24 protein-coding genes and 1 pseudogene are annotated in these 21,023 nt (G+C 61.8%); 10 read left to right on the top strand and 15 right to left on the bottom strand.

Features of this window, described 5'->3' with window-relative positions; genetic code table 11:
* Nucleotides 1-20: 20 nt before the first annotated feature.
* The 3 genes from IB238_RS02095 to IB238_RS02085 all read right to left on the bottom strand — a co-directional run bounded on the left by IB238_RS02095 (nucleotide 21) and on the right by IB238_RS02085 (nucleotide 1,661).
* Nucleotides 21-782 (bottom strand): RES family NAD+ phosphorylase, encoded by a 762-nt coding sequence (locus IB238_RS02095; protein WP_192243125.1) that lies wholly within the window; start codon nucleotides 780-782, stop codon nucleotides 21-23.
* Nucleotides 742-1,128 carry an MbcA/ParS/Xre antitoxin family protein gene (locus IB238_RS02090; protein WP_192243123.1) on the bottom strand — a complete coding sequence of 129 codons (387 nt, stop codon included), beginning with the start codon at nucleotides 1,126-1,128 and terminating at the stop codon, nucleotides 742-744. Before IB238_RS02090 ends, IB238_RS02095 begins: the two co-directional genes overlap by 41 nt.
* A 110-nt stretch (nucleotides 1,129-1,238) precedes the next feature.
* Complete coding sequence (locus tag IB238_RS02085) at nucleotides 1,239-1,661, bottom strand: organic hydroperoxide resistance protein (protein WP_192243121.1); 423 nt, start codon at nucleotides 1,659-1,661, stop codon at nucleotides 1,239-1,241.
* A 106-nt stretch (nucleotides 1,662-1,767) separates the two neighbouring features.
* Here IB238_RS02085 and IB238_RS02080 point away from each other — a divergent pair, with 106 nt between their 5' ends.
* A complete protein-coding gene (locus IB238_RS02080; RefSeq protein WP_246723464.1) occupies nucleotides 1,768-2,256 on the top strand; it encodes a MarR family transcriptional regulator in 489 nt (162 codons plus the stop codon).
* A 155-nt stretch (nucleotides 2,257-2,411) separates the two neighbouring features.
* Nucleotides 2,412-2,897 (top strand): GNAT family N-acetyltransferase, encoded by a 486-nt coding sequence (locus IB238_RS02075; RefSeq protein ID WP_192243119.1) that lies wholly within the window; start codon nucleotides 2,412-2,414, stop codon nucleotides 2,895-2,897.
* Between the two features lie 20 nt (nucleotides 2,898-2,917).
* Here IB238_RS02075 and IB238_RS02070 read toward each other — a convergent pair whose 3' ends face one another.
* The 3 genes from IB238_RS02070 to IB238_RS02060 all read right to left on the bottom strand — a co-directional run bounded on the left by IB238_RS02070 (nucleotide 2,918) and on the right by IB238_RS02060 (nucleotide 7,059).
* Nucleotides 2,918-3,706: a L,D-transpeptidase gene (locus IB238_RS02070; protein WP_192243118.1), complete on the bottom strand. Its 789-nt coding sequence runs from the start codon at nucleotides 3,704-3,706 to the stop codon at nucleotides 2,918-2,920.
* Nucleotides 3,707-3,885: 179 nt separating this feature from the next.
* On the bottom strand, nucleotides 3,886-5,520 hold the full coding sequence (locus IB238_RS02065; RefSeq protein ID WP_192243116.1) for a cisplatin damage response ATP-dependent DNA ligase: 1,635 nt from the start codon (nucleotides 5,518-5,520) through the stop codon (nucleotides 3,886-3,888).
* Nucleotides 5,521-6,048: 528 nt separating this feature from the next.
* Nucleotides 6,049-7,059 (bottom strand): ligase-associated DNA damage response exonuclease, encoded by a 1,011-nt coding sequence (locus IB238_RS02060; protein ID WP_192247269.1) that lies wholly within the window; start codon nucleotides 7,057-7,059, stop codon nucleotides 6,049-6,051.
* A 446-nt stretch (nucleotides 7,060-7,505) separates the two neighbouring features.
* Between IB238_RS02060 and IB238_RS02055 the strand changes: the two genes are divergently transcribed.
* Entirely contained in the window at nucleotides 7,506-8,354 is an 849-nt protein-coding gene (locus IB238_RS02055) for a PhzF family phenazine biosynthesis protein (RefSeq protein ID WP_192243114.1), read from the top strand.
* Between the two features lie 413 nt (nucleotides 8,355-8,767).
* On the opposite strand, the gene IB238_RS02050 is transcribed toward IB238_RS02055, so the two are convergent.
* The gene (locus IB238_RS02050) at nucleotides 8,768-9,214 is read right to left on the bottom strand and encodes a MarR family transcriptional regulator (RefSeq protein WP_192243112.1); all 447 of its coding nucleotides are present in this window, start codon (nucleotides 9,212-9,214) and stop codon (nucleotides 8,768-8,770) included.
* Between the two features lie 161 nt (nucleotides 9,215-9,375).
* Here IB238_RS02050 and IB238_RS02045 point away from each other — a divergent pair, with 161 nt between their 5' ends.
* Nucleotides 9,376-9,849, top strand: a complete 474-nt coding sequence (locus IB238_RS02045; protein WP_192243110.1) for a DUF1579 domain-containing protein — start codon at nucleotides 9,376-9,378, stop codon at nucleotides 9,847-9,849.
* A 130-nt stretch (nucleotides 9,850-9,979) separates the two neighbouring features.
* Here the strand turns inward: IB238_RS02045 and IB238_RS02040 are convergent, their stop codons facing one another.
* A complete protein-coding gene (locus tag IB238_RS02040) occupies nucleotides 9,980-10,417 on the bottom strand; it encodes a hypothetical protein (RefSeq protein WP_192243108.1) in 438 nt (145 codons plus the stop codon).
* 227 nt (nucleotides 10,418-10,644) lie between these two features.
* On the opposite strand from IB238_RS02040, the gene IB238_RS02035 reads away from it, so the two are divergent.
* Nucleotides 10,645-12,003 (top strand): TIGR03808 family TAT-translocated repetitive protein, encoded by a 1,359-nt coding sequence (locus IB238_RS02035; RefSeq protein ID WP_192243107.1) that lies wholly within the window; start codon nucleotides 10,645-10,647, stop codon nucleotides 12,001-12,003.
* Between the two features lie 178 nt (nucleotides 12,004-12,181).
* Here the strand turns inward: IB238_RS02035 and IB238_RS02030 are convergent, their stop codons facing one another.
* Genes IB238_RS02030 through IB238_RS02020 form a run of 3 tightly spaced genes read right to left on the bottom strand, consistent with a single transcriptional unit; the run spans nucleotide 12,182 to nucleotide 13,534 of the window.
* Nucleotides 12,182-12,685: a copper chaperone PCu(A)C gene (locus IB238_RS02030; RefSeq protein WP_192243105.1), complete on the bottom strand. Its 504-nt coding sequence runs from the start codon at nucleotides 12,683-12,685 to the stop codon at nucleotides 12,182-12,184.
* 1 nt (nucleotide 12,686) lies between these two features.
* Nucleotides 12,687-12,989, bottom strand: coding sequence for a hypothetical protein (locus IB238_RS02025; protein ID WP_192243103.1), 303 nt, complete (start codon nucleotides 12,987-12,989; stop codon nucleotides 12,687-12,689).
* Nucleotides 12,990-13,045: 56 nt separating this feature from the next.
* The gene (locus IB238_RS02020; RefSeq protein ID WP_192243102.1) at nucleotides 13,046-13,534 is read right to left on the bottom strand and encodes a hypothetical protein; all 489 of its coding nucleotides are present in this window, start codon (nucleotides 13,532-13,534) and stop codon (nucleotides 13,046-13,048) included.
* 91 nt (nucleotides 13,535-13,625) lie between these two features.
* Here IB238_RS02020 and IB238_RS02015 point away from each other — a divergent pair, with 91 nt between their 5' ends.
* Nucleotides 13,626-14,285 carry a glutathione S-transferase family protein gene (locus IB238_RS02015; protein ID WP_192243100.1) on the top strand — a complete coding sequence of 220 codons (660 nt, stop codon included), beginning with the start codon at nucleotides 13,626-13,628 and terminating at the stop codon, nucleotides 14,283-14,285.
* Here the strand turns inward: IB238_RS02015 and IB238_RS02010 are convergent.
* Entirely contained in the window at nucleotides 14,269-15,189 is a 921-nt protein-coding gene (locus IB238_RS02010) for a LysR substrate-binding domain-containing protein (protein ID WP_192243099.1), read from the bottom strand. The genes IB238_RS02015 and IB238_RS02010 overlap by 17 nt on opposite strands.
* Before the next feature lie 137 nt (nucleotides 15,190-15,326).
* Between IB238_RS02010 and IB238_RS02005 the strand changes: the two genes are divergently transcribed.
* Nucleotides 15,327-15,527 (top strand): hypothetical protein, encoded by a 201-nt coding sequence (locus IB238_RS02005; RefSeq protein WP_192243097.1) that lies wholly within the window; start codon nucleotides 15,327-15,329, stop codon nucleotides 15,525-15,527.
* Between the two features lie 80 nt (nucleotides 15,528-15,607).
* The gene (locus IB238_RS02000; protein ID WP_192243095.1) at nucleotides 15,608-15,982 is read left to right on the top strand and encodes an MmcQ/YjbR family DNA-binding protein; all 375 of its coding nucleotides are present in this window, start codon (nucleotides 15,608-15,610) and stop codon (nucleotides 15,980-15,982) included.
* 37 nt (nucleotides 15,983-16,019) lie between these two features.
* Here the strand turns inward: IB238_RS02000 and IB238_RS01995 are convergent, their stop codons facing one another.
* Nucleotides 16,020-16,640, bottom strand: coding sequence for a glutathione S-transferase family protein (locus tag IB238_RS01995; RefSeq protein ID WP_192243093.1), 621 nt, complete (start codon nucleotides 16,638-16,640; stop codon nucleotides 16,020-16,022).
* 137 nt (nucleotides 16,641-16,777) lie between these two features.
* Nucleotides 16,778-17,167, bottom strand: a complete 390-nt coding sequence (locus IB238_RS01990) for a VOC family protein (protein ID WP_192243091.1) — start codon at nucleotides 17,165-17,167, stop codon at nucleotides 16,778-16,780.
* A gap of 291 nt (nucleotides 17,168-17,458) precedes the next feature.
* On the opposite strand from IB238_RS01990, the gene IB238_RS01985 reads away from it, so the two are divergent.
* Entirely contained in the window at nucleotides 17,459-19,405 is a 1,947-nt protein-coding gene (locus tag IB238_RS01985; RefSeq protein WP_192243090.1) for an adenylate/guanylate cyclase domain-containing protein, read from the top strand.
* A gap of 64 nt (nucleotides 19,406-19,469) precedes the next feature.
* Here IB238_RS01985 and IB238_RS01980 read toward each other — a convergent pair whose 3' ends face one another.
* Nucleotides 19,470-20,477 (bottom strand): asparaginase, encoded by a 1,008-nt coding sequence (locus IB238_RS01980; RefSeq protein ID WP_192243088.1) that lies wholly within the window; start codon nucleotides 20,475-20,477, stop codon nucleotides 19,470-19,472.
* Between the two features lie 105 nt (nucleotides 20,478-20,582).
* Here IB238_RS01980 and IB238_RS01975 point away from each other — a divergent pair.
* Nucleotides 20,583-20,981: pseudogene (locus IB238_RS01975) on the top strand (DUF3750 domain-containing protein); the annotation flags it as partial.
* Nucleotides 20,982-21,023: the final 42 nt, after the last annotated feature.

The following is a 21,023-nucleotide window of genomic DNA, read 5'->3' as shown; positions in this document are numbered from 1 at the left end:
GCCGCAATGTCCGCGGCCGCCTACTCGCCGGGTCGCTCGAGGCGCGGATCGTTGCCAAAATCGGTGCACGAAAACTCGATGCGCATCGCGGGGAACTCGCAGATCGCCTGCACGCCGTGCGTCGATAAACGGATGCGCCAGGTCTGGCGCTCCAGCGGCTTCGGCTCGGCAAAGGCGCGGGCCGAAAGGAGCGCAACATTTGCGCCACTTTCGGGATCGCGCACCGATCGGTATCGGATCGCTTCAATTCCGGCCAACCGGGCCGTCTCGGCAAGCGCCTGGCAGGCGGCATAGTCGATCGGATTGCTCCAATACTGGTGATCGCGAACAAGAGGCGGCATCGTGAGATCGATCGCCGCCTTTGTGCCGGTCGCCACCGAGAAGGCCGTGTAATCAGCGGCATTCGCAGGAAACGGCGTTTCGGGCGATTCCGCGTAGAACAACAGTCGGTAGAAGGCCATTTCCGCGAGAGCGGTTGTCACCGCTTCTGCGGCATAGAAGACACCCAAAGTGCGCCCGGCCCTGCGAAACCGGGAGCCATGCGGATAGATTGCGCCGTAGCGGAAGGGTGTCGCGAGCAGGTAGTCGAGGCCCGCGCACTCGGGTGGCAGCACGGGCTTGCTTTCCTCGAGCAACCCTTCGAGCAGTGTTTGCTCCTCCAGCGTGTCGACAAGCTTCAGCGTCGAGACGCGATGCTGCGCCTCCACCAGTCGCCAGACCGGCTTTGCAAAGGCGCGCGCCTCAGACGAGAGCGCGTCGGGCGTCCAGATAGGCAAGGACATCGGTGAGGCCGGAAATGGAAATAATGCGATCGATGGGCCGGCCGCCGAGGACGCGATTGTCCGCAGTCATCCATATGCGGGAGACCGCCTCGTCACCGCCGGTGATGGCGTCGAGCGACCGGAACAGACGGACAAGCAGAACAGCGAGTTCGAACGGCTTGCTGCCGCGCTCCAGCGTAAAATCATCCCTGCGCATGCGCGACACGCTTGCCTCGGAAAGGCCGAGCACGCCAGCCAGCACACGCGCCGAAAGCCCGAGCTGCTCGGCGGCGCGCACCACCGCCTTGGTCATCACCGCCCCTTCCCCTGCCGGAGCGGAAGCCTGCCTGATATCGAGCGTAAGCATGACACCCATCCTTTCCTTTGAAAATTATAGCATAGAAAATTTCGAAGGAAAGGTTCGTTGCTGCGATCCCGAAGACCAATTCGGAATCGCAGTGGGACTGATCGCTTTCCTCAGACAACCGTGGTTTTGACGTTCAGGTTATCGCGGGTGGCGTGGCTATAGGGGCAAACCACATGGGCCTTCTTGGCAAGGTCCTCGACGATTGCCTTGTCGACGCCGGGGACGGAAACCTCAAGCGCGGCCTCAATGCCGAAGCCGGTGCCATCTTCGCGCGGGCCGATGCCGACGGTCGCCGTCACTTTCGCTTCATCCGGGATCTTTATCTTCTCCTTGCCGGCGACGAATTTCAGCGCACCGAGATAACAAGCAGAGTAGCCGGTGGCGAAGAGCTGCTCTGGATTGGTGCCGCGGGCACCGTCGCCGCCGAGTTCCTTCGGCACGGTGAGCGTGACGTCGAGCACGCCGTCTTCAGAAGCGCCATGGCCTGCACGGCCGCCGGTGGCGGATGCCTTGGTGGTGTAGAGTATCGGCATGTCTGATCTCCTTCCTGGTTGATGGTCGATATGTAGCGCATAACTCAATTGCGCACAATATAATTTTGCACATTGCACTTTCAGGGCACTGCTGCGACAATGGCGCATGACCCGCAAACCTCACACGGCCGATGGACAAATGCCTGACGACGGGATGCTCTTTCTCGATCGCCAGCTCTGTTTTGCCATCTATTCGGCGGCGCACGCGTTCAACCGCACCTACAAGCCGCTGCTCGACCCTTACGGACTGACCTACCCGCAGTATCTGGTGCTGCTGTCGCTCTGGCAAGACGACGGCAGAAGCGTGAAATCGCTGGGCGATGCCCTTCACCTCGATTCCGGCACCCTCTCCCCGCTGCTCAAGCGGCTGGAAGCCAGCGGCTATATCGAGCGCACCCGCGACCGGGCTGACGAACGGCAGGTGTTGATCACGCTGACGCGAAAGGGCAAGGACATGCGGCAGGAGGCCAAGGCCATCCTGAAGGAGATCGGCAAGGCGGCCGGCTGTTCCGCCGATGAACTTGACGGGTTGAGCGCCAGCCTCCGGGACCTCGCCGGCAATCTGCGAAATTTGCAGAAACTCGCCGATGATTGACGGATCGCGAATGACGCTGGAGGAATGCCAATGCTCCGCTGAGCGATGACCGGCGCTGCGACCTCGAAAGCCGCTCACGGCCGATTACCCGGGGGAGATCGCAGCGCTTATTGCCGTTTTGGGCATGCCTAATCGGCCTATCGAGCTGGTAAAAAATGGCAAAGCGATATCGTACGACCTTTCGCCTTCGACGGCTGATACTGGACGAGATGGAGGCGGCATCACGTGTGCTGCGCGCCTCGTTCGACGAACGTCTTCCGTGGCTCGCCGGCCTTCATACACCGGCGGAGGATCGCGCGTACTTCCGCGAACATCTCCTCAAGAGCTGCGAGATCTGGGGCGCTGTCGACAGCGAACTTGTAGGCATCATCGCTTTCCGCGACGGATGGATTGATCAACTTTACGTCCTGACGAGCCGCCAGGGACAAGGTGCGGGAAGCGCGCTTCTCGGCGTCGCCACGACGCGCAATTCGCACCTCCAGCTATGGACGTTCCAGCGCAACGGACCGGCGCGTGCCTTCTATGAACGACACGGCTTCGTAGCGATCAGCGAAACCGACGGCAGCGGCAACGAGGAGCGCGAACCTGACGTGCTCTACCGTTGGGAACGGGATAGAATTTTGGCGGATCAACCAAGCTGAACCCCGCGTTCTGCCAACTTTTAAATCACGACGATCGGGGACCTGTTGGGCACGCGGTTGTAGAGATCGATGACATCCTGGTTCAGGAGACGCACGCAGCCGGAGGAAACGGCGCGGCCGATCGATTTCCATTCCGGCGTGCCGTGCAGACGGTAGAGCGTGTCCTGGCCGTTCTGAAAGATGTAGAGGGCACGTGCGCCCAGCGGATTCGACAGGCCGGGCGACATGCCGCCGTTGCGGGCGGAATACGGACGCAGTTCGGGCTGGCGCTCAACCATCGAATCCGGCGGGGTCCAGCGCGGCCAGGCCTGCTTCCACTGGATGACGCCTCGCCCGGACCAGGCAAAACCTTCTCGGCCAATCCCGACGCCATAGCGCATGGCCCGGCCGCCCGGCTGGGTGAGGTAGAGATAGCGATTGGCGGTGTCGACGATGATCGTGCCGGGCGCCTCGCCGAACGGATCCTCCACCTCGTGACGCAGGTAGCGGGCGTCGATCTGCCTGTAGGGGACCTGCGGAACGGTGAAGCCGCCGTCGATGCGCGTGGCATAGATCCCCGCATATTGCGGATCGAGGCTCGGGATGCCTGTCGGCAGCATGGCCTCTTCGTAGGGCCCCTGGTCAGGATCGCGGCCCTCGAGATACGCACCGGGGACCCCTTCGAGGGCCGGATTGCGATAGACCGGGTCGGTCTCCCAGCGGAAGCGATCGGTATTCATCGAAGAGGTGCAACCGGCGAGCGCAGTTGCCGTCGCCAGCCCGGAGAAGCGCAGGAAACGGCGGCGGGAAAGAAGAAGTTCTGGGGCCATGATCTAGCGACGCAATCCGTGAAATACCGAGAAACGCAAGCAGCAATCGGGCACGCACCTACCTCTGCCAACGAGATAAGATCGTCACCGTGCCGCAATTGTGGCATCGCCGGCTGGCGCGTGGCTTGCCACGATCACTTTCTTTCACAATTCAGGTAGTGACGGGAAGCAACCGGCGATTACGTTTCTGCTCCTCCGCTCGCCTCCACCAACGCCATCAGCGTCTCCAGCCGGTCGGCATCGCGCGGCAGCTTGTCGTCGCGCAGGCGCGAGATCCGGGGAAAGCGCATGGCAACGCCGGACTTGTGGCGGGTCGAGCGGTTAATGCCTTCGAAGGCAACCTCGAGAACAAAACCGAAGTCCGGCTCGGCACGCACCGCACGGACCGGGCCGAAACGGTCGACCGTGTTGTTGCGCACGAAGCGGTCGAGCACCTCGAGCTCGGCATCGGTAAAGCCGAAATAGGCCTTGCCGACCGGCACCAGCATGTCGCCCTCCGGCCCGCCCGCCCAGACGCCGAAGGTGAAATCGGAATAGTAGCTCGACCGCTTGCCATGGCCGCGCTGAGCGTACATCAGCACGGCGTCGACGTTATAGGGATCGCGCTTCCACTTGAACCACGGCCCCTTCAAGCGACCCGCCTGGTAGGCGCTGTCGAACCGCTTGATCATGACGCCCTCGATCACCGGATCGGGCGGTGCGGAGCGCAGGCGGTCGAGTTCCTCCCAGTTCGAGAAGGGCACGAGCGGCGAAAGATCGAAGCGGTCGTGCGGCGCCTTCTCGATGACCTCAGTCAGCCGCGCGCGGCGGGTCGAAAAGTTTTCCGGGCGAACGTCCTTGTCGCCGTCGAAAAGCACGTCGTAGGCACGTACGAAGGCGGGGTAATCCTCCAGCATCCGCGCATTCACCGTCTTGCGGTTCAGGCGCTGTTGCAGGTCGGAGAAGGTGCGCGTCTGACTGTTCGAACGCGACGTGCCACCGACCAGGAGCTCGCCATCGATCACGCCCTCGAAGGTGATGGCGTCGAGGATGTCCGGGAAGGCTGCGGAAATGTTGTCGCCGGATCGCGAGTACAGCCGGCGCGTCGGACCGGAAGCGGAGAGCTGGACGCGAATGCCGTCCCACTTCCATTCGGCGGCGAAATCGGCCGGATTGAGGCTGTCGAGATCGCCCTCGCCGACCGGATTGGCAAGCATGACGGAATGGAAGATCGCAGGTGTTGCCAGCACCGGGCGTTCGGCGCGCCCCTCCAGCCAGGCAAACAACGGCTCGTAGGGCGGCTGCAGGCCGTGCCAGAGCGTTTCGATCTCGGTGATGTCCTTGCCGGAAAAGTCCGAAAGCGCCTGCTTGGCGAGCCGCGCCGAGACGCCGATGCGCAAGCCGCCGGTGACGAGCTTGATGAAAGCGAAACGGGCAGACGGGTCAAGCCGATCGAGCAAGTCGCGCACGACGGAGCGGACCTCGGTGCGACCGAGCGCGTTCATCCGTGTGACGACGGCGCCGAGCCGCGGCTGGCCGGCGTCGGCAATCCGGTCCTCGCGCTCCTGGTCCCAGACCAGCGAAATGGTCTCGGCGAGATCGCCGACATAGTCGTAGGAATAGCGAAACAGCACCTCGTCCATCCGCTCCAGCACGAGATCGCGCAGCATGGCGGGCTTGACGCTCTTCAGGTCGAGCGTGCCGGCGATCGCGGCCAGTCCGTAGCCACGATCGGGATCGGGCGTGTCACGGAAATAGTCGGCCAACAGCTTCAGCTTGCCGTTGCGTGACGGCGTCAGGACGAGGCGGTCGAGGAGTTCGGCGAAGGCTTTCATGTGAACTTAGCTAGCAGACGTCTGCGGTCCTTCAAGTTCCGTTGCCAATACCATACAACCACATATAAATCATCTACCTGAAATTGCATACGGCAAGACGATGACAGCTGAGATTGATGCAGAAGTGTTAAGTTGGTATCGGCAGTTCTCGCACGAGCATGGCCACCCAGACGACCATATAGCGTACAATCACTTCACTCTGATCGACGTAGGGGGCTTTGCACAAAGCGATGCGGGGATCATAGATCGATTGCCAGAATCGTATCGCTATTTTCTCCGTGAGGTTGGAGAGGGGCGCCTTAGGCAAGACAGTCACGGGAAATTCACCCCCCACTACGACAACGCATTCCTGTCATATGAAGAGATCGGGAGCATTCTCCGACGGGAGACGGTAGACTGTGATCGCACCAAGCTTCGGAGAATTTATCCTGCGCCTCAGGGAAGACGTCTGCTTTTACAGCAACACGTGAAATGGATCTCCGGGCGGTCTCGAGCCACGACGCGGAATCCAAACCTCGTTTCTCATCCTCAGTCGCCCTCGTCCTCGTAGCCGACCAGATGCAGCGGGCGGGCGGGAATGCCCGCGAGTTCGCACCAGCGCACCAGCGCCTCCTCGCGGCCATGTGTCACCCAAACCTCGGAGGGTGCCAGTTCGCGGATCGTCTCGGTCAACTCGGGCCAGTCGCAATGGTCCGAGATCACCAGCGGTAGTTCGACGCCGCCCTGCTTGGCGCGCTGGCGCACCATCATCCAGCCGGAGGCGAAGGCGACGAGCGGCTCGTTGAAGCGGCGCGCCCAGCGCTCGCCAAAGGCGGATGGAGGCCCGACGACGACCGCACCCGAAAGATCGGCTTTGTCACCCTTTTCCAGCGTCGCCGGACGTAGGTCGCCGAGTTCGATGCCGCGGCTGACATAGTATTCGCAGAGATTTTCGAGTGCGCCATGGATGTAGATCGGCTTGTCGTAGCCGCAATCGCGCAAGAGCCGGATCACCCGCTGCGCCTTGCCGAGCGAATAGGCGCCGACGAGGTGCGTGCGTTCGGGAAACTGTCTGAGCGAGGTGAAAAGCTTGCCGATCTCGCCACGGGGATCCGGGTGATGGAAGACCGGCAGGCCGAAGGTCGCCTCGGTGATGAAGACGTCGCAGGCGACCGGCTCGTAGGGCGCACAGGTCGGATCGTTGCCGCGCTTGTAGTCGCCGGAGACGCAGAAGCGGGTGCCGTTCACGGCAATCGCAATCTGCGCCGAGCCGAGCACGTGGCCGGCAGGATGGAAGGATACGCGCGCACCGCCAAGATCGATCTTTTCGCCATAGGCGACCGGCTGAGCCATGCCGCAGAAATCCGCCCCGTAGCGGATTGCCATGATGTCGAGCGTCTCGCGCGTTGCCAGCACTGCGCCGTGACCGGCACGGGCGTGGTCGGAATGGCCATGGGTGATCAGGGCTCGCGGCACAGGGCGCGTCGGATCGACGTAAAAATCGCCGGCGGGACAGTAGAGGCCGGCGGGCGCGGGATAGAGCAGACGATCTGGCTTCATGCCGGACAGGATAGGGACATTTGCGCCGCCCGCCAGAGCCATTTCTGCAACCAGCGCAGTTCGGAGCTACTGAGAAAGTAGAAAGGGGAGCGGACATCAGAGCGTACAAGCACGAGGCCGTGCGTTCATACGATTTTATGTGGCGAATGGCACCGACCGATAACGATGCGACATTGGCCGCTTTGCGCCAATAGTAGCCGCCCCTACAATCCTACAGCCGAGACAATTTGAACTTTTTCACGCGTAGTGGTTGGCGCTCGCGTCGAGCTTGGCACGGGCCTCGTAGAGGGGTAATTTCAAGCCTACCATAGAGGCACCTCAATCTGGCCTGCTCTCCAGATTACTCAAGCTTTGGTATAGCGAAAAATGCTGCCCCAAACCGGGCGGTGAACCAATCTGCACCGAACTCGCTGCAGCGCATACATTGAGAGCGTCAGGACATCATGATGAGACAGGGAACCACTAAATTTGCATTCCAGCAGGTTGATGTCTTTTCCTCCAAAGCATTGCTGGGCAATCCGCTGGCGGTTGTCATCGGAGCAGATTCCCTAACCGCATCTGAGATGGCTGCTTTCGCGCGCTGGACAAACCTTAGCGAAACGACCTTCCTTCTACAGCCGAGGTCGGCGGATGCCGATTACCGCGTTCGCATCTTTACACCTGTTGCTGAGTTGCCCTTTGCGGGCCACCCCACTTTGGGGAGCTGCCACACATGGCTGTCGTCCGGTGGAAGGCCAAAGAGTGGCGAGATTGTCCAGGAGTGCGAGGCGGGACTAATTCACATTCGGCGCAACAATGGACGACTTTCCTTCAAAGCCCCCGAGCTGCGCCGATCAGGCCCGGTGGAACTCGACACACTGACGCGAGTCCTCAATGGCCTGCGGTTGACCTCTGATGACATCGTCGACGCCAATTGGGTGGACAATGGCCCTGGCTGGATCGCTGTCCTATTGCGCTCCAGGGCTGACGTCCTCGCGCTTCGTCCGGATTTCGCCATCCTGTCCGGATTACGGGTCGGTGTCGTTGCCCCCTGGGATCCAACAAAGGATGGACGGGAAGCGGAATTCGAGGTGCGTGCCTTTTCCGCCGCCGGTTTTGAAGACCCGGTAACCGGCAGCTTGAATGCAGGCATCGCTCAATGGTTGATCGGTAACGGAATTGCTTCTTCATCATACATTGCCAGCCAAGGTACCGTCCTTGGACGGGAAGGACGTGTTTATGTGGAGCTGGTCGAAGATCAGATTTGGGTCGGTGGCGACGTTACGACTTGCATCGAGGGCGTCGCTGCCCTCTAAAATGCTCGTTATAGGCTAACTGGCCGCCACGATCGCATCGCTATCGATGGTATTCGCAAAGTCGGATGCGCCCCGCATCGAGGCGATACTGCATCAGCACGATACTGCATCAGCATCTGCATATCGATAATTACAAGCGCTTGTTCCAATTTCCAATCCTCTCCCGACCTGTGTAGTCGACGAATGGGGCCTACCACGGCCAATCATGTCCGCGAAGGGCCGTAAGCAGACGTGGTGGCATTTGCTACACAATTCCGCGATTTTGCCCCTCACCCTAGCCCTCTCCCCGCAAGCGGGGAGAGGGGAATGTGGCCCGCTTAGACATTGGGAGGGCAGGGTGCGGGGCGTGGGTGCCCGGCATGGCGGATGAGAAGCAGAAAATAGCCTGTGGCCCCAGACCGGAGCACTCCCCTTCAGGAAATAGCCGTCAGGCCGGCGCGCAATGCACTGGCATCGATGCCATCAAGCCCCGCTTCAACTGCGGCGTGGGTCTCGGTCCAGATCGGCACGGCGCGGGCGAGAAGCGCCCTGCCCGCCTCGGTCAGAAATAGCCGGCGGCCGCGGCGGTCGCGCGGGTCGGGCGAGACAAGCACAAGGCCGCGTCGTTCCAGCGGCTTCAGCGCCGCCGTCAGCGTCGTCCGATCCATCGCCAACAGCGAAGCGACCGGCCCCATCGGCGGTGGCTCGGGTCGATTGAGCGACATCAGCAGCGAAAACTGGCCGTTGGTCAGGCCAAGCGGCCGCAGCGCCTCGTCGAAGCGCCGCGCCAGCGCGCGCGCGGCTCTCTGGGCATGCAGGCAAAGGCAATGATCGCGCACATGCAGGGCCGTCTCGAAGGGAAGCTTTGTATTCTCAGCCATATCAGCTACTGTTGATATCAACATAATCTTGTCAAGAGGTTCCGTCGTCGCATCCGATGCGCGCTACCACTTGAAATAATGTAACGGCGCCCAAGTTCGTAGACTGGTTGCAGACGGCGCCGTCAGGGCGCGCCATTGGCACACCGATCGAAGGAGGCGACATGCAGAACGAAGTCACCACGCAGCATCATTGGCTCCAGCGCCTCGTTGGAGACTGGGACGTTTCCGCCGATGCGATCGACGGCCCGCCAACAAACAGCACCTGGACCGAGCGTGTCCGCCTGCTCGGCGGATACTGGGTCCTATGCGAGGGCCGCGGCCTCATGCCCGACGGCAAGGAGGGCGAGACGCTGATGACGCTCGGCTACGATCCGGCGCGTGACCGCTACATCGGCACCTGGGTCGGATCGATGATGAACTATCTCTGGCACTATGACGGCGTGATGGAGCCGACCGGTGATCTCCTGACGCTCCACTGCGAGGGCCCGGACTTCCAGAACCCCGGCAAGCGGGTACCCTACCAGGACATCATCACCTTCATCGACGAGCGGCACCGCACACTCACCGCCCTTGTGCGCAAGAACGACGGCAGCTGGAACAAGCTGATGGAGATGCATTATTGGCGCCGGGGTTAAGCCCACCACTAATCAGGAGGCGCTGTGATCGGGCACGGCCGGCTGGCAAGGGGCAAGATGGCAATGCGATGCGCGATAGGCCCCGCGCATCAATGCATGTTGCCCGCATCCCGATCCAAGCCCCCCCCCCTCAGAAGAGGAACGAGTCGTCGGTGAGGATAACTGAGCCTTTCAGGCGGATCATCAAATCCGTTTTGCCGTCACCATTAGTATCGCCCATCAACAAGGTTTCCGATCCGCTCTTCTGATACCGCAGTTGCCCGGCGTCTTTCGTAAATGCGCGTTTACCCACGAAATCAAAGTCCTGCATACCTGCAACCTTTGAATTGGCGTCCCAAAAGTGCAAATCGATGACATCGCCACCCTTCGCGCTGAAGTCGGTAATCAAGTCAGCAGATTTCTTCGTGCTGCCCGTATCCCCCTTGCGGAAGACGAAGTGATCTGCGCCCTTTCCTCCAGTCAGTGTGTCGGCACCTTTCCCGCCAGTGATGAAATCAATGTGTTTTGATCCCTTTAGGGAGTTTGCCTTCGACGTGCCCTTGATCTCCTTGGCAAAGACGACGCTCACGGTGACATACGTATCCTGCGTGAACGATCCACCTTGGCGCGCGGGGTGGCATTATGCCAGGCCTGTTCGATCGCTGTTGCTTCGCGCCTTTTCGTTCCATTTCCGTTCAATGTCCTGAGACGGTGTGCGTGCTGGCCTGAATCGCGGCGCTGGCGCCCTCCAGTTGTCCCGTTTCGGCACAATTTGAGCTGGCATGCTTCATGCATCCACGTCTGCAAGGAGCAGACATGGTTAGCAGACGGTTATTTCTATCTTCCATAGGCCTGGGCCTGACCGCCCTGCCCGCGCTCAGTGCCGGCACGCCGGTGCTGAACGTCGATCTGCGCGGCGCGATCGATGCGTCCGCGCATGGCGTCCGCCCGGGGGGAGACGACCGCAAGAGCAAGGCATTCGCCAAGCTCCTGCGCGAGGCTGCGGCGAAGAACCTGCCGGTTTTCCTGCCGCCGGGCGACTACCATGTTTCCAACATCGAACTTCCCGGCAACACCCGACTGACAGGCGTTCCGGGCGCGACACGCATCCTCTATGGCGGCGGCGGCCATCTCTTTGCGGGGCAAGACGTCGGCAGCGTCGTGCTCGAAAATCTCGTCATTGACGGCGGCAATCGCTGGCTCGACGACACGGTGCAAGGCCTCGTCCACCTCGGCGGCGCGCGCGAGATCCGTATCGAGAACTGCGAGATCAAGGGCTCGGCCAGGTCCGCGCTGTATCTCGAACGCTGCGGAGGGCGCATCGAGAACAACCGCATTTCCGGCGCTGCGGACTTCGCCGTCTACGCGATGGAAAGCAGCGGCCTGTCGATCACAGCCAACACGGTCGTCGAGTGCGCCAACGGCGGCATTCTCGTGCATCGCTGGGAAAAGGGGCGAGACGGTACGATGGTCTCCGGCAACCGTATCGCGCAGATCGCTGCGACGAAGGGCGGCACCGGCGAGTATGGCAACGGAATCAACATATTTCGCGCCGATGACGTGATGGTTACAAACAACCACGTCTCCGACTGCGCCTTCTCGACGATACGCTCCAATGCCGGATCGAACGTGCAGATTGCTGGCAACACCTGCCTCAACTCCGGTGAGACGGCGATCTATTCCGAGTTCGGTTTTGAAGGCGCCATCGTCAACGGCAACCTGATCGATGGGGCCGCCAACGGCATCCTCATCGTCAACTTCAACGAAGGCGGCCGGCTTGCGACGGTGACGGGCAATGTGGTGCGCAACCTGCGGCTTGAAGGGCCTTACGTGCACGACGGCGCAGGTTTCGGTTTCGGCATCGCGGTGGAAGCGGACACCGTGGTCAGCGGCAACACGGTCGAAAACGCACCGAAATACGGGCTGATGCTCGGCTGGGGGCCATTCATGCGCGGGCTTGTCGTGAACGGAAACCTCGTGCGCGGCACGCCCGTCGGCTGTGCGGTGACCGTGGTCGAGGGCGCCGGCTCGGCGCTGATCTCTGGCAACATATTCGAGGAAACGCCGCAAGGGGCCATTGCCGGTTATCGCTGGAACGAGCGGGCCACCGGAGAGCTTTCGGACGAACCCGAGCGGTTCGCGCATATCACGATTGAGCGCAACCGTACGGGATAAGTCGGGCAGGCGCTCCCGCGGCGCGCGTCCCGGGGACGTGCCCGCGGTCAACTTCTAAACGGCCGCCGGGGATGACAGGGCGGCCGCGAAACTCGCCCCTCCGCTTGCCCGAACGCCGGAGGGGTGATGGGGCGGATGGGGAAGGCTGCTCTGCGTGCCTTCCCCATCTTCGCACCCGTCACATCTTGTGGACTTCGCCTTCCTTCTGACCGTGCTGCTTTTCGTCCTTTTTCTTTGGCGGTCCGACATCGAACTCGACCGCGACCGGACCGGCCTTCTCGAAGTTCAGCGTGGCAGCGAACTTCTCGCCCTCCTTGAAGGGCTGCTTGATCGCCATGAACATCACGTGCAGCCCACCGGGCTTCAGCTCGACTGCGGCGCCGGCGGGGATTTCGATGCCGTCCTTCAGCTGGCGCATCTTCATCACGTCGTTCTCCATCGCCATTTCATGGAGTTGCACATCGTCGGAGACTGGCGAGGTGATGGAGACGAGGCGATCGGCTTCCTTGCCGTGATTGACGATTTTCATGAAACCGCCACCGACCGGCGCCCCCGCCAGCGTCGCTCTCGAGGCCGGATGATTGATTTCGAGGTTTCCAGCCTTGTAGTCATGCGCAAATGCGCCAAAGGCAGGAGCGGCACACAGAATGGCTGCTGCCAGCATTTTCGGAAGTATTTTCATATCAATTCCCTTTCGTTGGGTGAGAAATTTGAAAGCGCAGATGACTCGCAACCGGCGCAGAACTTGTTAAACGGGCCTCATTCGTACAGCCCTTTTGCTTGCTGAACATTCGAGCACCATTCCGTTCGACGGAGATTGTCCAAACGCAATTTCCTACACGCTTTTCGCCCGAATTCCGGTCGGCATGGATCGGACCGGCAGTCCAGTCGATTGCCCGATGCGAAGCCGAAGCAGCGCCAGGCTGCCGTGAAAGCGTGGAAATATCCGTAGCGGCATTTGCCGGTACGCCGGATAAAACGGTCATGCGATGTTTCCGTCGAAATGAGTTGGCAAGCCATGCGCGTGCATGGCGGCTCGAGATCAGATCGACAGGTGGGGTGGCGCCGTGGGAGGTGCCCCAGGCTCGTAACGCTGGCCGGTGACCACAGCCTCGATGAGCGGGCGATCGCCGACGACCCGGAAGGGAACAACCTTCCCTACGAGATCGGCCGGCGTGGGAAGAAGGATCGCGCCACCAATGCGGCAGGCCTCGCAGCCTGGACCAAGACCCGATTTGGCCTTGCCATGCTCGATGCCGTCATTGATGCAGAGGTCGGCGATGGTGCCGTCCGGCAGCGTGATGGCCGCCAATTCGGCCGGCGACAACGGTGCGGCGACAACCGGTTTATGAGCGAACGACAAAAATACAAGGGCGAGCATGCAGAGCATGCGCACAAGCACAGAAGACTTGCTACCCTTAAGGTCCATCGTTTCCTCATCATCCGCATGATCGCGAATGCTGCCGCCATAGCTCTTCTTCCAGCGGCAGGTCAATGCGGCAATGTGTACAGAAGGTGGCGACGAAGCCATCACGACATTTCATCGATCGATCACGCCCACAGCCTATGACCTTGCGACGCAAACACCTAGTGTGCGCCTCCAGAAACGGGGAGAATCGCACATGCTCACGATCTATGGCGTCTATCGCTCGCGCGCTTCGCGCAACTACTGGATGGCCGGTGAACTCGGCATTCCGTTCGTCTCGGTGCCCGTCATCCAGGGATACCGGCTCGATAATCCGACTGCCGCCGACGCGCCGCTCAACACGCTCTCGCCGGCGTTCCTGAAGGTCAATCCGGCCGGCCTGATCCCCTGCATTGACGACGGCGGCTTCGTCATGAACGAATCCTTGGCGATCAACCTTTACCTCGCCCGCAAGCATGGCGGCCCGCTTTCCGGCCAGACAGTGACGGAAGAGGCGGAAATGTTGCAATGGACAATGTGGGCGGCAACCGACGTGGAACCCCACGCCGTCAAGATCATCCTGACGCTCGACAAGAACGCCACCGACAGCGAAGAGGGCCGGCTTACGATCCGCGCCGCCACGGAAGCCTTGAAGAAGGCGTTTGCACTTCTCGACACGCGACTTGCCGCGACCGGCCATGTTGTCGGCGACCGCTTCACCGTGGCGGATCTCAACCTTGCGGAAGTGTTCCGCTACGCGATGAGCCAGACAGAACTCTTCGATGCCGCGCCGAACGTAAAGGCCTGGCTTGCCAACTGCCAGGCGCGGCCGGCCTTCAAGGCCATGTTCGAGGCGCGCGTCAAGGAAGCGGAATAGGAATTCTCTCGGCATTGTCGCCGATGCTTTCGGCAATCGCCTGTTTCATCCAGCCCTTGAACAAACTGACCTTGCGCGGCTCCCGGATATCGGGGGCCGTGACGAAGTAATAGCCCATGCCCGTCCTGACGCGGATGTCGAAGGGTGCCACCAGCCGCCCCTCCTGCAGCGCCCAGGACGCAAGGATCGGCCAGGCGAGCAGCACCCCCTGCCCCGCCAGTGCCGCGTCGAGGCAGAGCGAGGCGTCGCTGAACACGTGACGCGTTTTCGGCGCGGGCTGATCGAGCCCGGCCGCCTTCAGCCACACGTCCCAGGTGAACGGATCGTTGGCGTCGATCACCGCCGGCATGTCGACGAGGTCCGCAGGCGTACGCAGCCGTTCGGCCAGCGCCGGCGTGCAAACCGGAAACATTTCCTGCGGCAGAACGAATTCAGCTTTCACGCCCGGCCAGTTTCCCGGCCCGATGCGGATCGCAAGATCGACATCCGAGCCCGACAGGTCAGCAAGTGCCGTTGTCGATTCGATGCGCAGACTGATCTCGGGATGGGCGGCGCTGAAGTGATGGATACGGTGGATCAGCCAGCGCTGGGCGAAAATCGGCGCCACGGATATGACGAGGATCGCATCGTCGCGATGCCTGGCGCTTCCAACCGCCTCCGACAGCTCGCGAAAGCCGGCGTTCAGTTTCTTCAGGAAGGACGCACCGAATGCGGTCGGAACCATGCCACGTGTGGTGCGGTCGAAGACCGTCCGTCCGAGTTGGCCCTCCGCCTTGATCACCTGCTGGCTGACCGCACCGACCGTCACCCCTAGCTCGTCGGCCGCCGCCTGTAGCGAGCCGAGCCGGCCGACGGCCTCGATCGCGCGCAGCCCGTTCAAATGGATGGTGTTCAAGCTCTTCATATAGAATTTCTATACGATGGCCCTGAACTCCTCAATTGAATTCGACGGCTACAAAGGCGATTCTTTCGGCGGATCAATCCTCCCAAGCCTTGATCTGCCGCCACAATGGATCACGCCGGAACATGCAGGAGAGAACAATGTTCAAGTATTTCTTCAGCAGGACCAGGCGGGCCGCCGCCCCGCTATCCGACCGCCGCAACGTTCCGGCCGACTGGATCCGCGACCCACTTGCGCATCCACAGATCGAAGCGATGGACGAGCGCCAGCGCGGCGACCTGCCGTTCCGAGCTTTTCCGACCATCAGGGATGGTTGCCTGGATACCCCTCCCTGCGGTTGAAGCAGCGGTCGGGCGAAGGACCACCTCCCGCGTTGCGAGAAACCGCGCTATGATCGCACCTCCGCTCGGAGGGCCGTTCGATGACCGAAACCGCAACGAATGCGCTCGCATCGAGGCTGGAGCGCCTGGCGCGCGATCTTCCCGGTGTGGAGACAGGCACATCCTACGGCGCCATGGCGCTGAAGGTGGCAGGGAAGCTGATCGCCTGCGCCAAGACCAACGACGTGATCGTCCTTTCAATGCCGCTGGACGAGAAGGAACACTTCATCGAAATGGCGCCCGACGTCTATTTCGAGACGCCGCACTATCACGGATGGCCGGCAGTACTCGTCCATGCGGACGCAATCAGCGATGCGGAGTTGCGCCAGCGCATCGCGGAGGCCTGGCTCAGACGTGCGCCAGCCAAGCTGCGCCGCGCACATCGCCCCGAGGCAACTGACGTTTCAGGAAAATAGGCGTCGCGCACCGTCGTGCCACTTGCGCAGGCCGCCGTTAGGCCTCTTCCCGCTCGACGGCGCGCTGTACGGCCGGACGCTCCAGCATGCGGGCGCGATGTTCCGCCACCTTCGGGAAGAGCGAGGGGGCCACGCCATCCCCCTTCAGCCAGCCGCCGATGGTGAAGAGATAAGGGTCGGCGACGGAATAGGCGCTGCCCATCGCCCAGGGACCGGTGAGCATCGTCTCCTCGATCAGGCGGAAGCACTCCGCCATGTTCTCCGGCACCTTCGCCTTCATCGTTTCGACCGCCGCGGCATCGTCCGACCACCGGCTGCCGCGCCGGCCATGGGCATGCGCCACGTGAACGGTCGAGCAGAGATAGGAATTGAAGGCCTGCATACGCGCAAAGGCGAAGGCATCGTCCAGCGGCGCCAGTCGCCCGCGCGGCGTCACCTGGGCGATGTAGGCGAGAATCGCCGGTGTCTCGGTGAGGATCCCGCGATCGGTCGCAAGTGCCGGCACACGCCCCTTCGGATTGATAGCCAGGTACGTGGGCGAGCGCTGTTCGGAATTGGCGAGATCCAGCCGTTGCACCTCGAAGGCGAGCCCGCTTTCCTCAAGCGCGATGAGCGAGGCAAGCGCGCAGGTGCGCGGCGCGTAGTGCAGGGTCAGCATGGTTTCCTCCGGTCCCGACTTGTCGAATCTCAGGCACACTCTGCCAGTGGCCGCCTTCTGCCGCCAGTGGCCGGAGCTGACAGGAGGCGAAAAGTCGCCAGCCGCGCCACGACATCACGGGATCGCGGCCACCGTTCTCAACCTTGCGCCATATGCATCATCTCCCAGACATGGCCGTTGATGTCCTGAAAGCTGCATCCATACATCGGGCCGAACTCGATGTTCGACTTCCATTCACGGGCACCGGCAGCGAGCGCCTTGGCTTTGAACTCGTCCACCTCCGCGCGGGATGCAGCCGACACGCAGGTCAAGACCTGCGTGTCCTTTTCCGGGTCGCCGACAGCACCGTTGACGAAGTCCTGAAAGCGCTTCTCGACAAGCAACATGACGAAGATGTTCTCGGCAACGACCATGCAGGCCGCTTGCTCGTCGCTGAACTGTTCGTTGAAGGTAAAGCCGAGGGCGCCGAAGAAGCGGCGCGTGGCCGGCAGATCCTTGACGGGCAGGTTGACGAAAATCATGCGCATACGGTTGCTCCTTTTTCTCGGTTTTCATGTCGCGGAGGTGCGACGCGACCGTCGAATGCCTCAAGGACGTAACAGGCAGGTTGGTTCCGACACAGCGCGTGTATTTTTTGGCCGGATCCGTACCCGCGCACAGTTGTGCATCCGAAACCGTAGCATACCGGATGATACGTCCTGCAATTACTCTCTTCGCTGTAAGAGTTTCCAGCATATAATTTGCGCTGGCTTGTTGGAGGGCCACTACGTTCGACGATAGGCCCAACTCGCAGACGCTTTGGCACCACTGGATACCACGTGCACTGGTCAAGACCCCTACGATTACATCTCAGCGTTCTCGTCGCGACGCTGCTGCTGTGCATTGCGACGCCGTTGATCTGGATGGCCTTCAGCCAGGGACGGGAAGCTGCAATCCTCGCTGGCGAGAAGCAGATGCGGCAAATGAGCCTGCGCCTGGTCGACGGCTACAAATACGCGCTGGAGGGGGGATATGAGGCCGTCGCCGTGGCTTCCACGCTGCCGCAACTGGTTTCCCGCCCGCCCTTGGAGCTTGAAGAAAAGCAGGCGTTCTTCCTAGAGGTCCTGCGAAACGTCCCGAACGCCACGAGCATGCTTGGCGGTTATCCGGATGGCTCCTATTTACAGGCAATAAACACAGCAAATCCACATATCCGAACAACCCTTTCGGCGCCAGACGACACCGCTTTTGCCGTCCGGATAGTTTCTTCAAATGAAAAGGCTACGCGGGTCGAGAAGATGCAGTTTCTCGATGCCAATGGACGTTTGATCGGGCAACGGCCAGTTGCGGACACGACATTCGATTCAAGAGAGCGCCCATGGTACCGGTCGGTGGCCCGGTACGGCACGCCCGTATCCGTTGGCCCCTTCGTCAGCGGAACGCTGAAAGTTCCGACGCTCACCATTGCGGTTCCCATGAAGGACAACCGCCAGGTCGTGGTCGGGGTCAACATACACCTGGAAACCGTCAGCCGGCTGCTCGATGCGCGGGAAATATCGCCGCGCGCGCGAAGCTACATCCTCAATGAACAAGACAAACTCGTAGCGCATTCCGACCCGGCCATGATGAGCAGGGTACTCGGCACCTGGTCGGGTCGTGGAGCAGGTGATGGCGTGACGGTAGCGCAGGACAGGACAGTCGAAACGGTGATCCGGTTCCGTCGCGATCCGAACATCGCAAGCGGGAAGATGGCCCGGTTCGATCTCGATGGCGAGAGCTATCTGGTGCAGATCGCGCCGGTCACCTTCTCGGATCTATTCAAGGGCAGTTCGGTCGCAGTCGTCGTGCCGCTCGATGATCTCGTGAGCCAGGCAAACCGGCAGCTCTTGCGCAACCTCGCAATGGCCGCAGCCTTCGTGCTAGCCGGGATCGGCGCCTCGGTCCTGCTCTCCCGCCTGATCAGCCGCTCCCTTTACCGACTCGCGGACGAAGCCCGCCGGATCGGCGATCTCGATTTCGCCGGCAATGTCTCCGCGCACTCCCACATCAGCGAGATCAATACATTGGCGGGCGCGCTGGCCGCCTCACGGCGCGCCATCGCCCAGTTCGCGCTCTATGTTCCCCGGGAGGTGGTGCGGCGGATCGTCAATCCGGCGGACACGTCAACGAAGGCGGCAAGGCAGGAAATGACTGTCCTTTTCACCGACATCCGCGATTTCACCACGATCTCCGAACAGCATCCGCCCGAGGAAGTCGTCGACATATTGTCCGGCTACTTCGAGATGCTGAACCACATCATCGAGCGCCATGGCGGCACCGTCGTCCAGTATCTCGGCGACTCCGTCTTCGTCATGTGGAATGCCCCTGTTCCCGATGCCGATCACGTCGAGAAAGGTTGCCGCTGTGCACTCGCCATGAAGGCTGCCATCGACGATCTGAACGAGAGGAACCGCAGCAACCGCCGCCCCGAACTTGTAACACGGTTCGGTCTTCACAGCGGGCAAGCGGTCGTCGGCAGCTTCGGTGCGATCCAACGCCAGCAGTACACGGCCATGGGCGATACGATCAACGTTGCGTCGCGGCTTGAGGGATTGAACAAGGAGTTCGGCACCACGATCCTTGCAAGCGGGGCAATCCACGACGTGGTTCAGCGCCTGTTCGTCTTCCGCCCAATCGGCCCGGTGAAGGTGAAGGGGCGCGCCGAGGCGGTCGAGATATGGGAACTGGTCGCCGAACGTGTTCCGGGCGCAGCGGATCTCTCGAATCCTGCTGGTCAAGCCGGCTGAAGTGGGATGCGGACCAGAACGCGGGGCCCAGGGCCCTCCTGGCCCGCGCGTGCTTACGCCCCCATCAGGCAGCCAGCGCCCCGCTCACCCTGACATCGCCGACATGGATGCCGTTCCAGTTGCGCATGGCGTGATTGGCGTGCTCCATCAGCGAGGCCTTTATCTCCGGAGTGTCATCGAAGAAGCGCGCAAGCGTTGCCGCCACCATCGCATCGGCCGCGCGCGAGGCGCCGTCCTCGCATTTCAGCGCAATCGCGATCCCCTTTTCCGGTATCGCGGCGCAGAACACGCCTTCAGCGCCGATCTTGGCAAAGATGCGGCCCGGGGCGATCTGCATCAACTGCGTGCAGGAGCGGCGGCTGCCGGCGACATAGAAAGGTTCGGCCATGCAGGCTTCAATCAGCCGGCCGGAGGCGCGGGCGCGGACGGGCGCGAGGCCGGTTCCCGTCGCCATCCTGGCAAATCCATGCGCCAGCGCCTTCAGCGGCACCGCATAGGTTGGGATCGAGCAGCCGTCGGTGCCGCAATTGTCGTGCGCAAGGGCAGCCCCTGTCAGGCTTTCCATGACGCCGCGGATTTCGGCCTGGATTGGATGGTCGTAGCCGACATAGCCTTTCGGATCGGTGCCGGTGTGGCAGGCGGCACAGACAAAACCCGCGTGCTTTCCCGAGCAATTGTTGTGTAGCGCGCTCGGCCGCTCGATCGTGCGGGCCTGATCGATGAGCACGGGCTGCTCGAAGGACCAGTGGGCACCACATTCCAGGACCGAGACGTCCCGGCCGGCAGCCGCCAGCATCCGTTCGGCAAGCGCCACATGTTCCGGCTCGGCGTTATGGGAGGCGCAGGCCAGCGCCAGTTCCTTCGCCCCGAACCCGTAGGCATCGGCCGCGCCGCTTTCGATCAGCGGCAGCGCCTGCATCGCCTTGCAGGCCGAACGCGGAAAGACCGGCGCATCGATGTCGCCGAGAGAAAAGACCACCTTTCCGTCCCCATCGACGGCAACAACCATGCCGCGATGGCGGCTTTCGACGCGATTGCCGCGCGTGACCTCGACCAGGACGGGATTTTCCATGCTTATTGCCCTCAAATTTCCGAATTCAGGTGCGGTCTTATCCGAATTCCAGGGACGTGCACACTCGCTTTGGGCACGGCCCCGCATGAAATTTTTGAGGCCCGCATGAAATTTCTGAGAAACCTGTTCGTCCTCTTTTTCGCGATTTATCTCATCCCGGCGCTCGCCTCCGCAGGGTACTGGTATGTCAAGGACAGACCGCAGGGCTGGCGCGAGGCGAACTGGACGTCCGCCGGCATCCTGCCTGATGCCAAGGACACACCGCAGGCGACCATTCATATCTTTTCAGCCGCGACCGGCGGCATGAAGGGCGCTGTTGCGAGCCACGCCTGGATTGTCACGAAGGAGGCGAATGCATACGGCTACAACCGCTACGACAAGGTCGGGTGGGGCACGCCGGTGCGCCGGAATGCCTACGCGCCGGACGCCTACTGGTATTCCAACAGGCCGCGTCTGGTCGTCAGCGTCAGCGGCGACGAGGCGGCCCGGCTGATCCCTGACATCTAGAAGGCGATCGCCGCCTATCCCTATTCGAAGCCCGGCGGC

The organism is Rhizobium sp. ARZ01, assembly GCF_014851675.1.
In the GTDB taxonomy this organism is placed as follows: domain Bacteria; phylum Pseudomonadota; class Alphaproteobacteria; order Rhizobiales; family Rhizobiaceae; genus Mycoplana.
The sequence above is the reverse complement of the archived record's forward strand: the minus strand, read 5'-3'. Positions and strand labels throughout refer to the sequence as shown.

Coding starts and splice junctions, on each gene's coding strand:
- IB238_RS02095 (WP_192243125.1), bottom strand. CDS start 782: ATGTCCTTGCCTATCTGGACGCCCGACGCGCTCTCGTCTGAGGCGCGC.
- IB238_RS02090 (WP_192243123.1), bottom strand. CDS start 1,128: ATGCTTACGCTCGATATCAGGCAGGCTTCCGCTCCGGCAGGGGAAGGG.
- IB238_RS02085 (WP_192243121.1), bottom strand. CDS start 1,661: ATGCCGATACTCTACACCACCAAGGCATCCGCCACCGGCGGCCGTGCA.
- IB238_RS02080 (WP_246723464.1), top strand. CDS start 1,768: ATGACCCGCAAACCTCACACGGCCGATGGACAAATGCCTGACGACGGG.
- IB238_RS02075 (WP_192243119.1), top strand. CDS start 2,412: ATGGCAAAGCGATATCGTACGACCTTTCGCCTTCGACGGCTGATACTG.
- IB238_RS02070 (WP_192243118.1), bottom strand. CDS start 3,706: ATGGCCCCAGAACTTCTTCTTTCCCGCCGCCGTTTCCTGCGCTTCTCC.
- IB238_RS02065 (WP_192243116.1), bottom strand. CDS start 5,520: ATGAAAGCCTTCGCCGAACTCCTCGACCGCCTCGTCCTGACGCCGTCA.
- IB238_RS02060 (WP_192247269.1), bottom strand. CDS start 7,059: ATGAAGCCAGATCGTCTGCTCTATCCCGCGCCCGCCGGCCTCTACTGT.
- IB238_RS02055 (WP_192243114.1), top strand. CDS start 7,506: ATGAGACAGGGAACCACTAAATTTGCATTCCAGCAGGTTGATGTCTTT.
- IB238_RS02050 (WP_192243112.1), bottom strand. CDS start 9,214: ATGGCTGAGAATACAAAGCTTCCCTTCGAGACGGCCCTGCATGTGCGC.
- IB238_RS02045 (WP_192243110.1), top strand. CDS start 9,376: ATGCAGAACGAAGTCACCACGCAGCATCATTGGCTCCAGCGCCTCGTT.
- IB238_RS02035 (WP_192243107.1), top strand. CDS start 10,645: ATGGTTAGCAGACGGTTATTTCTATCTTCCATAGGCCTGGGCCTGACC.
- IB238_RS02030 (WP_192243105.1), bottom strand. CDS start 12,685: ATGAAAATACTTCCGAAAATGCTGGCAGCAGCCATTCTGTGTGCCGCT.
- IB238_RS02025 (WP_192243103.1), bottom strand. CDS start 12,989: ATGACCGTTTTATCCGGCGTACCGGCAAATGCCGCTACGGATATTTCC.
- IB238_RS02020 (WP_192243102.1), bottom strand. CDS start 13,534: ATGGCTTCGTCGCCACCTTCTGTACACATTGCCGCATTGACCTGCCGC.
- IB238_RS02015 (WP_192243100.1), top strand. CDS start 13,626: ATGCTCACGATCTATGGCGTCTATCGCTCGCGCGCTTCGCGCAACTAC.
- IB238_RS02010 (WP_192243099.1), bottom strand. CDS start 15,189: ATGAAGAGCTTGAACACCATCCATTTGAACGGGCTGCGCGCGATCGAG.
- IB238_RS02005 (WP_192243097.1), top strand. CDS start 15,327: ATGTTCAAGTATTTCTTCAGCAGGACCAGGCGGGCCGCCGCCCCGCTA.
- IB238_RS02000 (WP_192243095.1), top strand. CDS start 15,608: ATGACCGAAACCGCAACGAATGCGCTCGCATCGAGGCTGGAGCGCCTG.
- IB238_RS01995 (WP_192243093.1), bottom strand. CDS start 16,640: ATGCTGACCCTGCACTACGCGCCGCGCACCTGCGCGCTTGCCTCGCTC.
- IB238_RS01990 (WP_192243091.1), bottom strand. CDS start 17,167: ATGCGCATGATTTTCGTCAACCTGCCCGTCAAGGATCTGCCGGCCACG.
- IB238_RS01980 (WP_192243088.1), bottom strand. CDS start 20,477: ATGGAAAATCCCGTCCTGGTCGAGGTCACGCGCGGCAATCGCGTCGAA.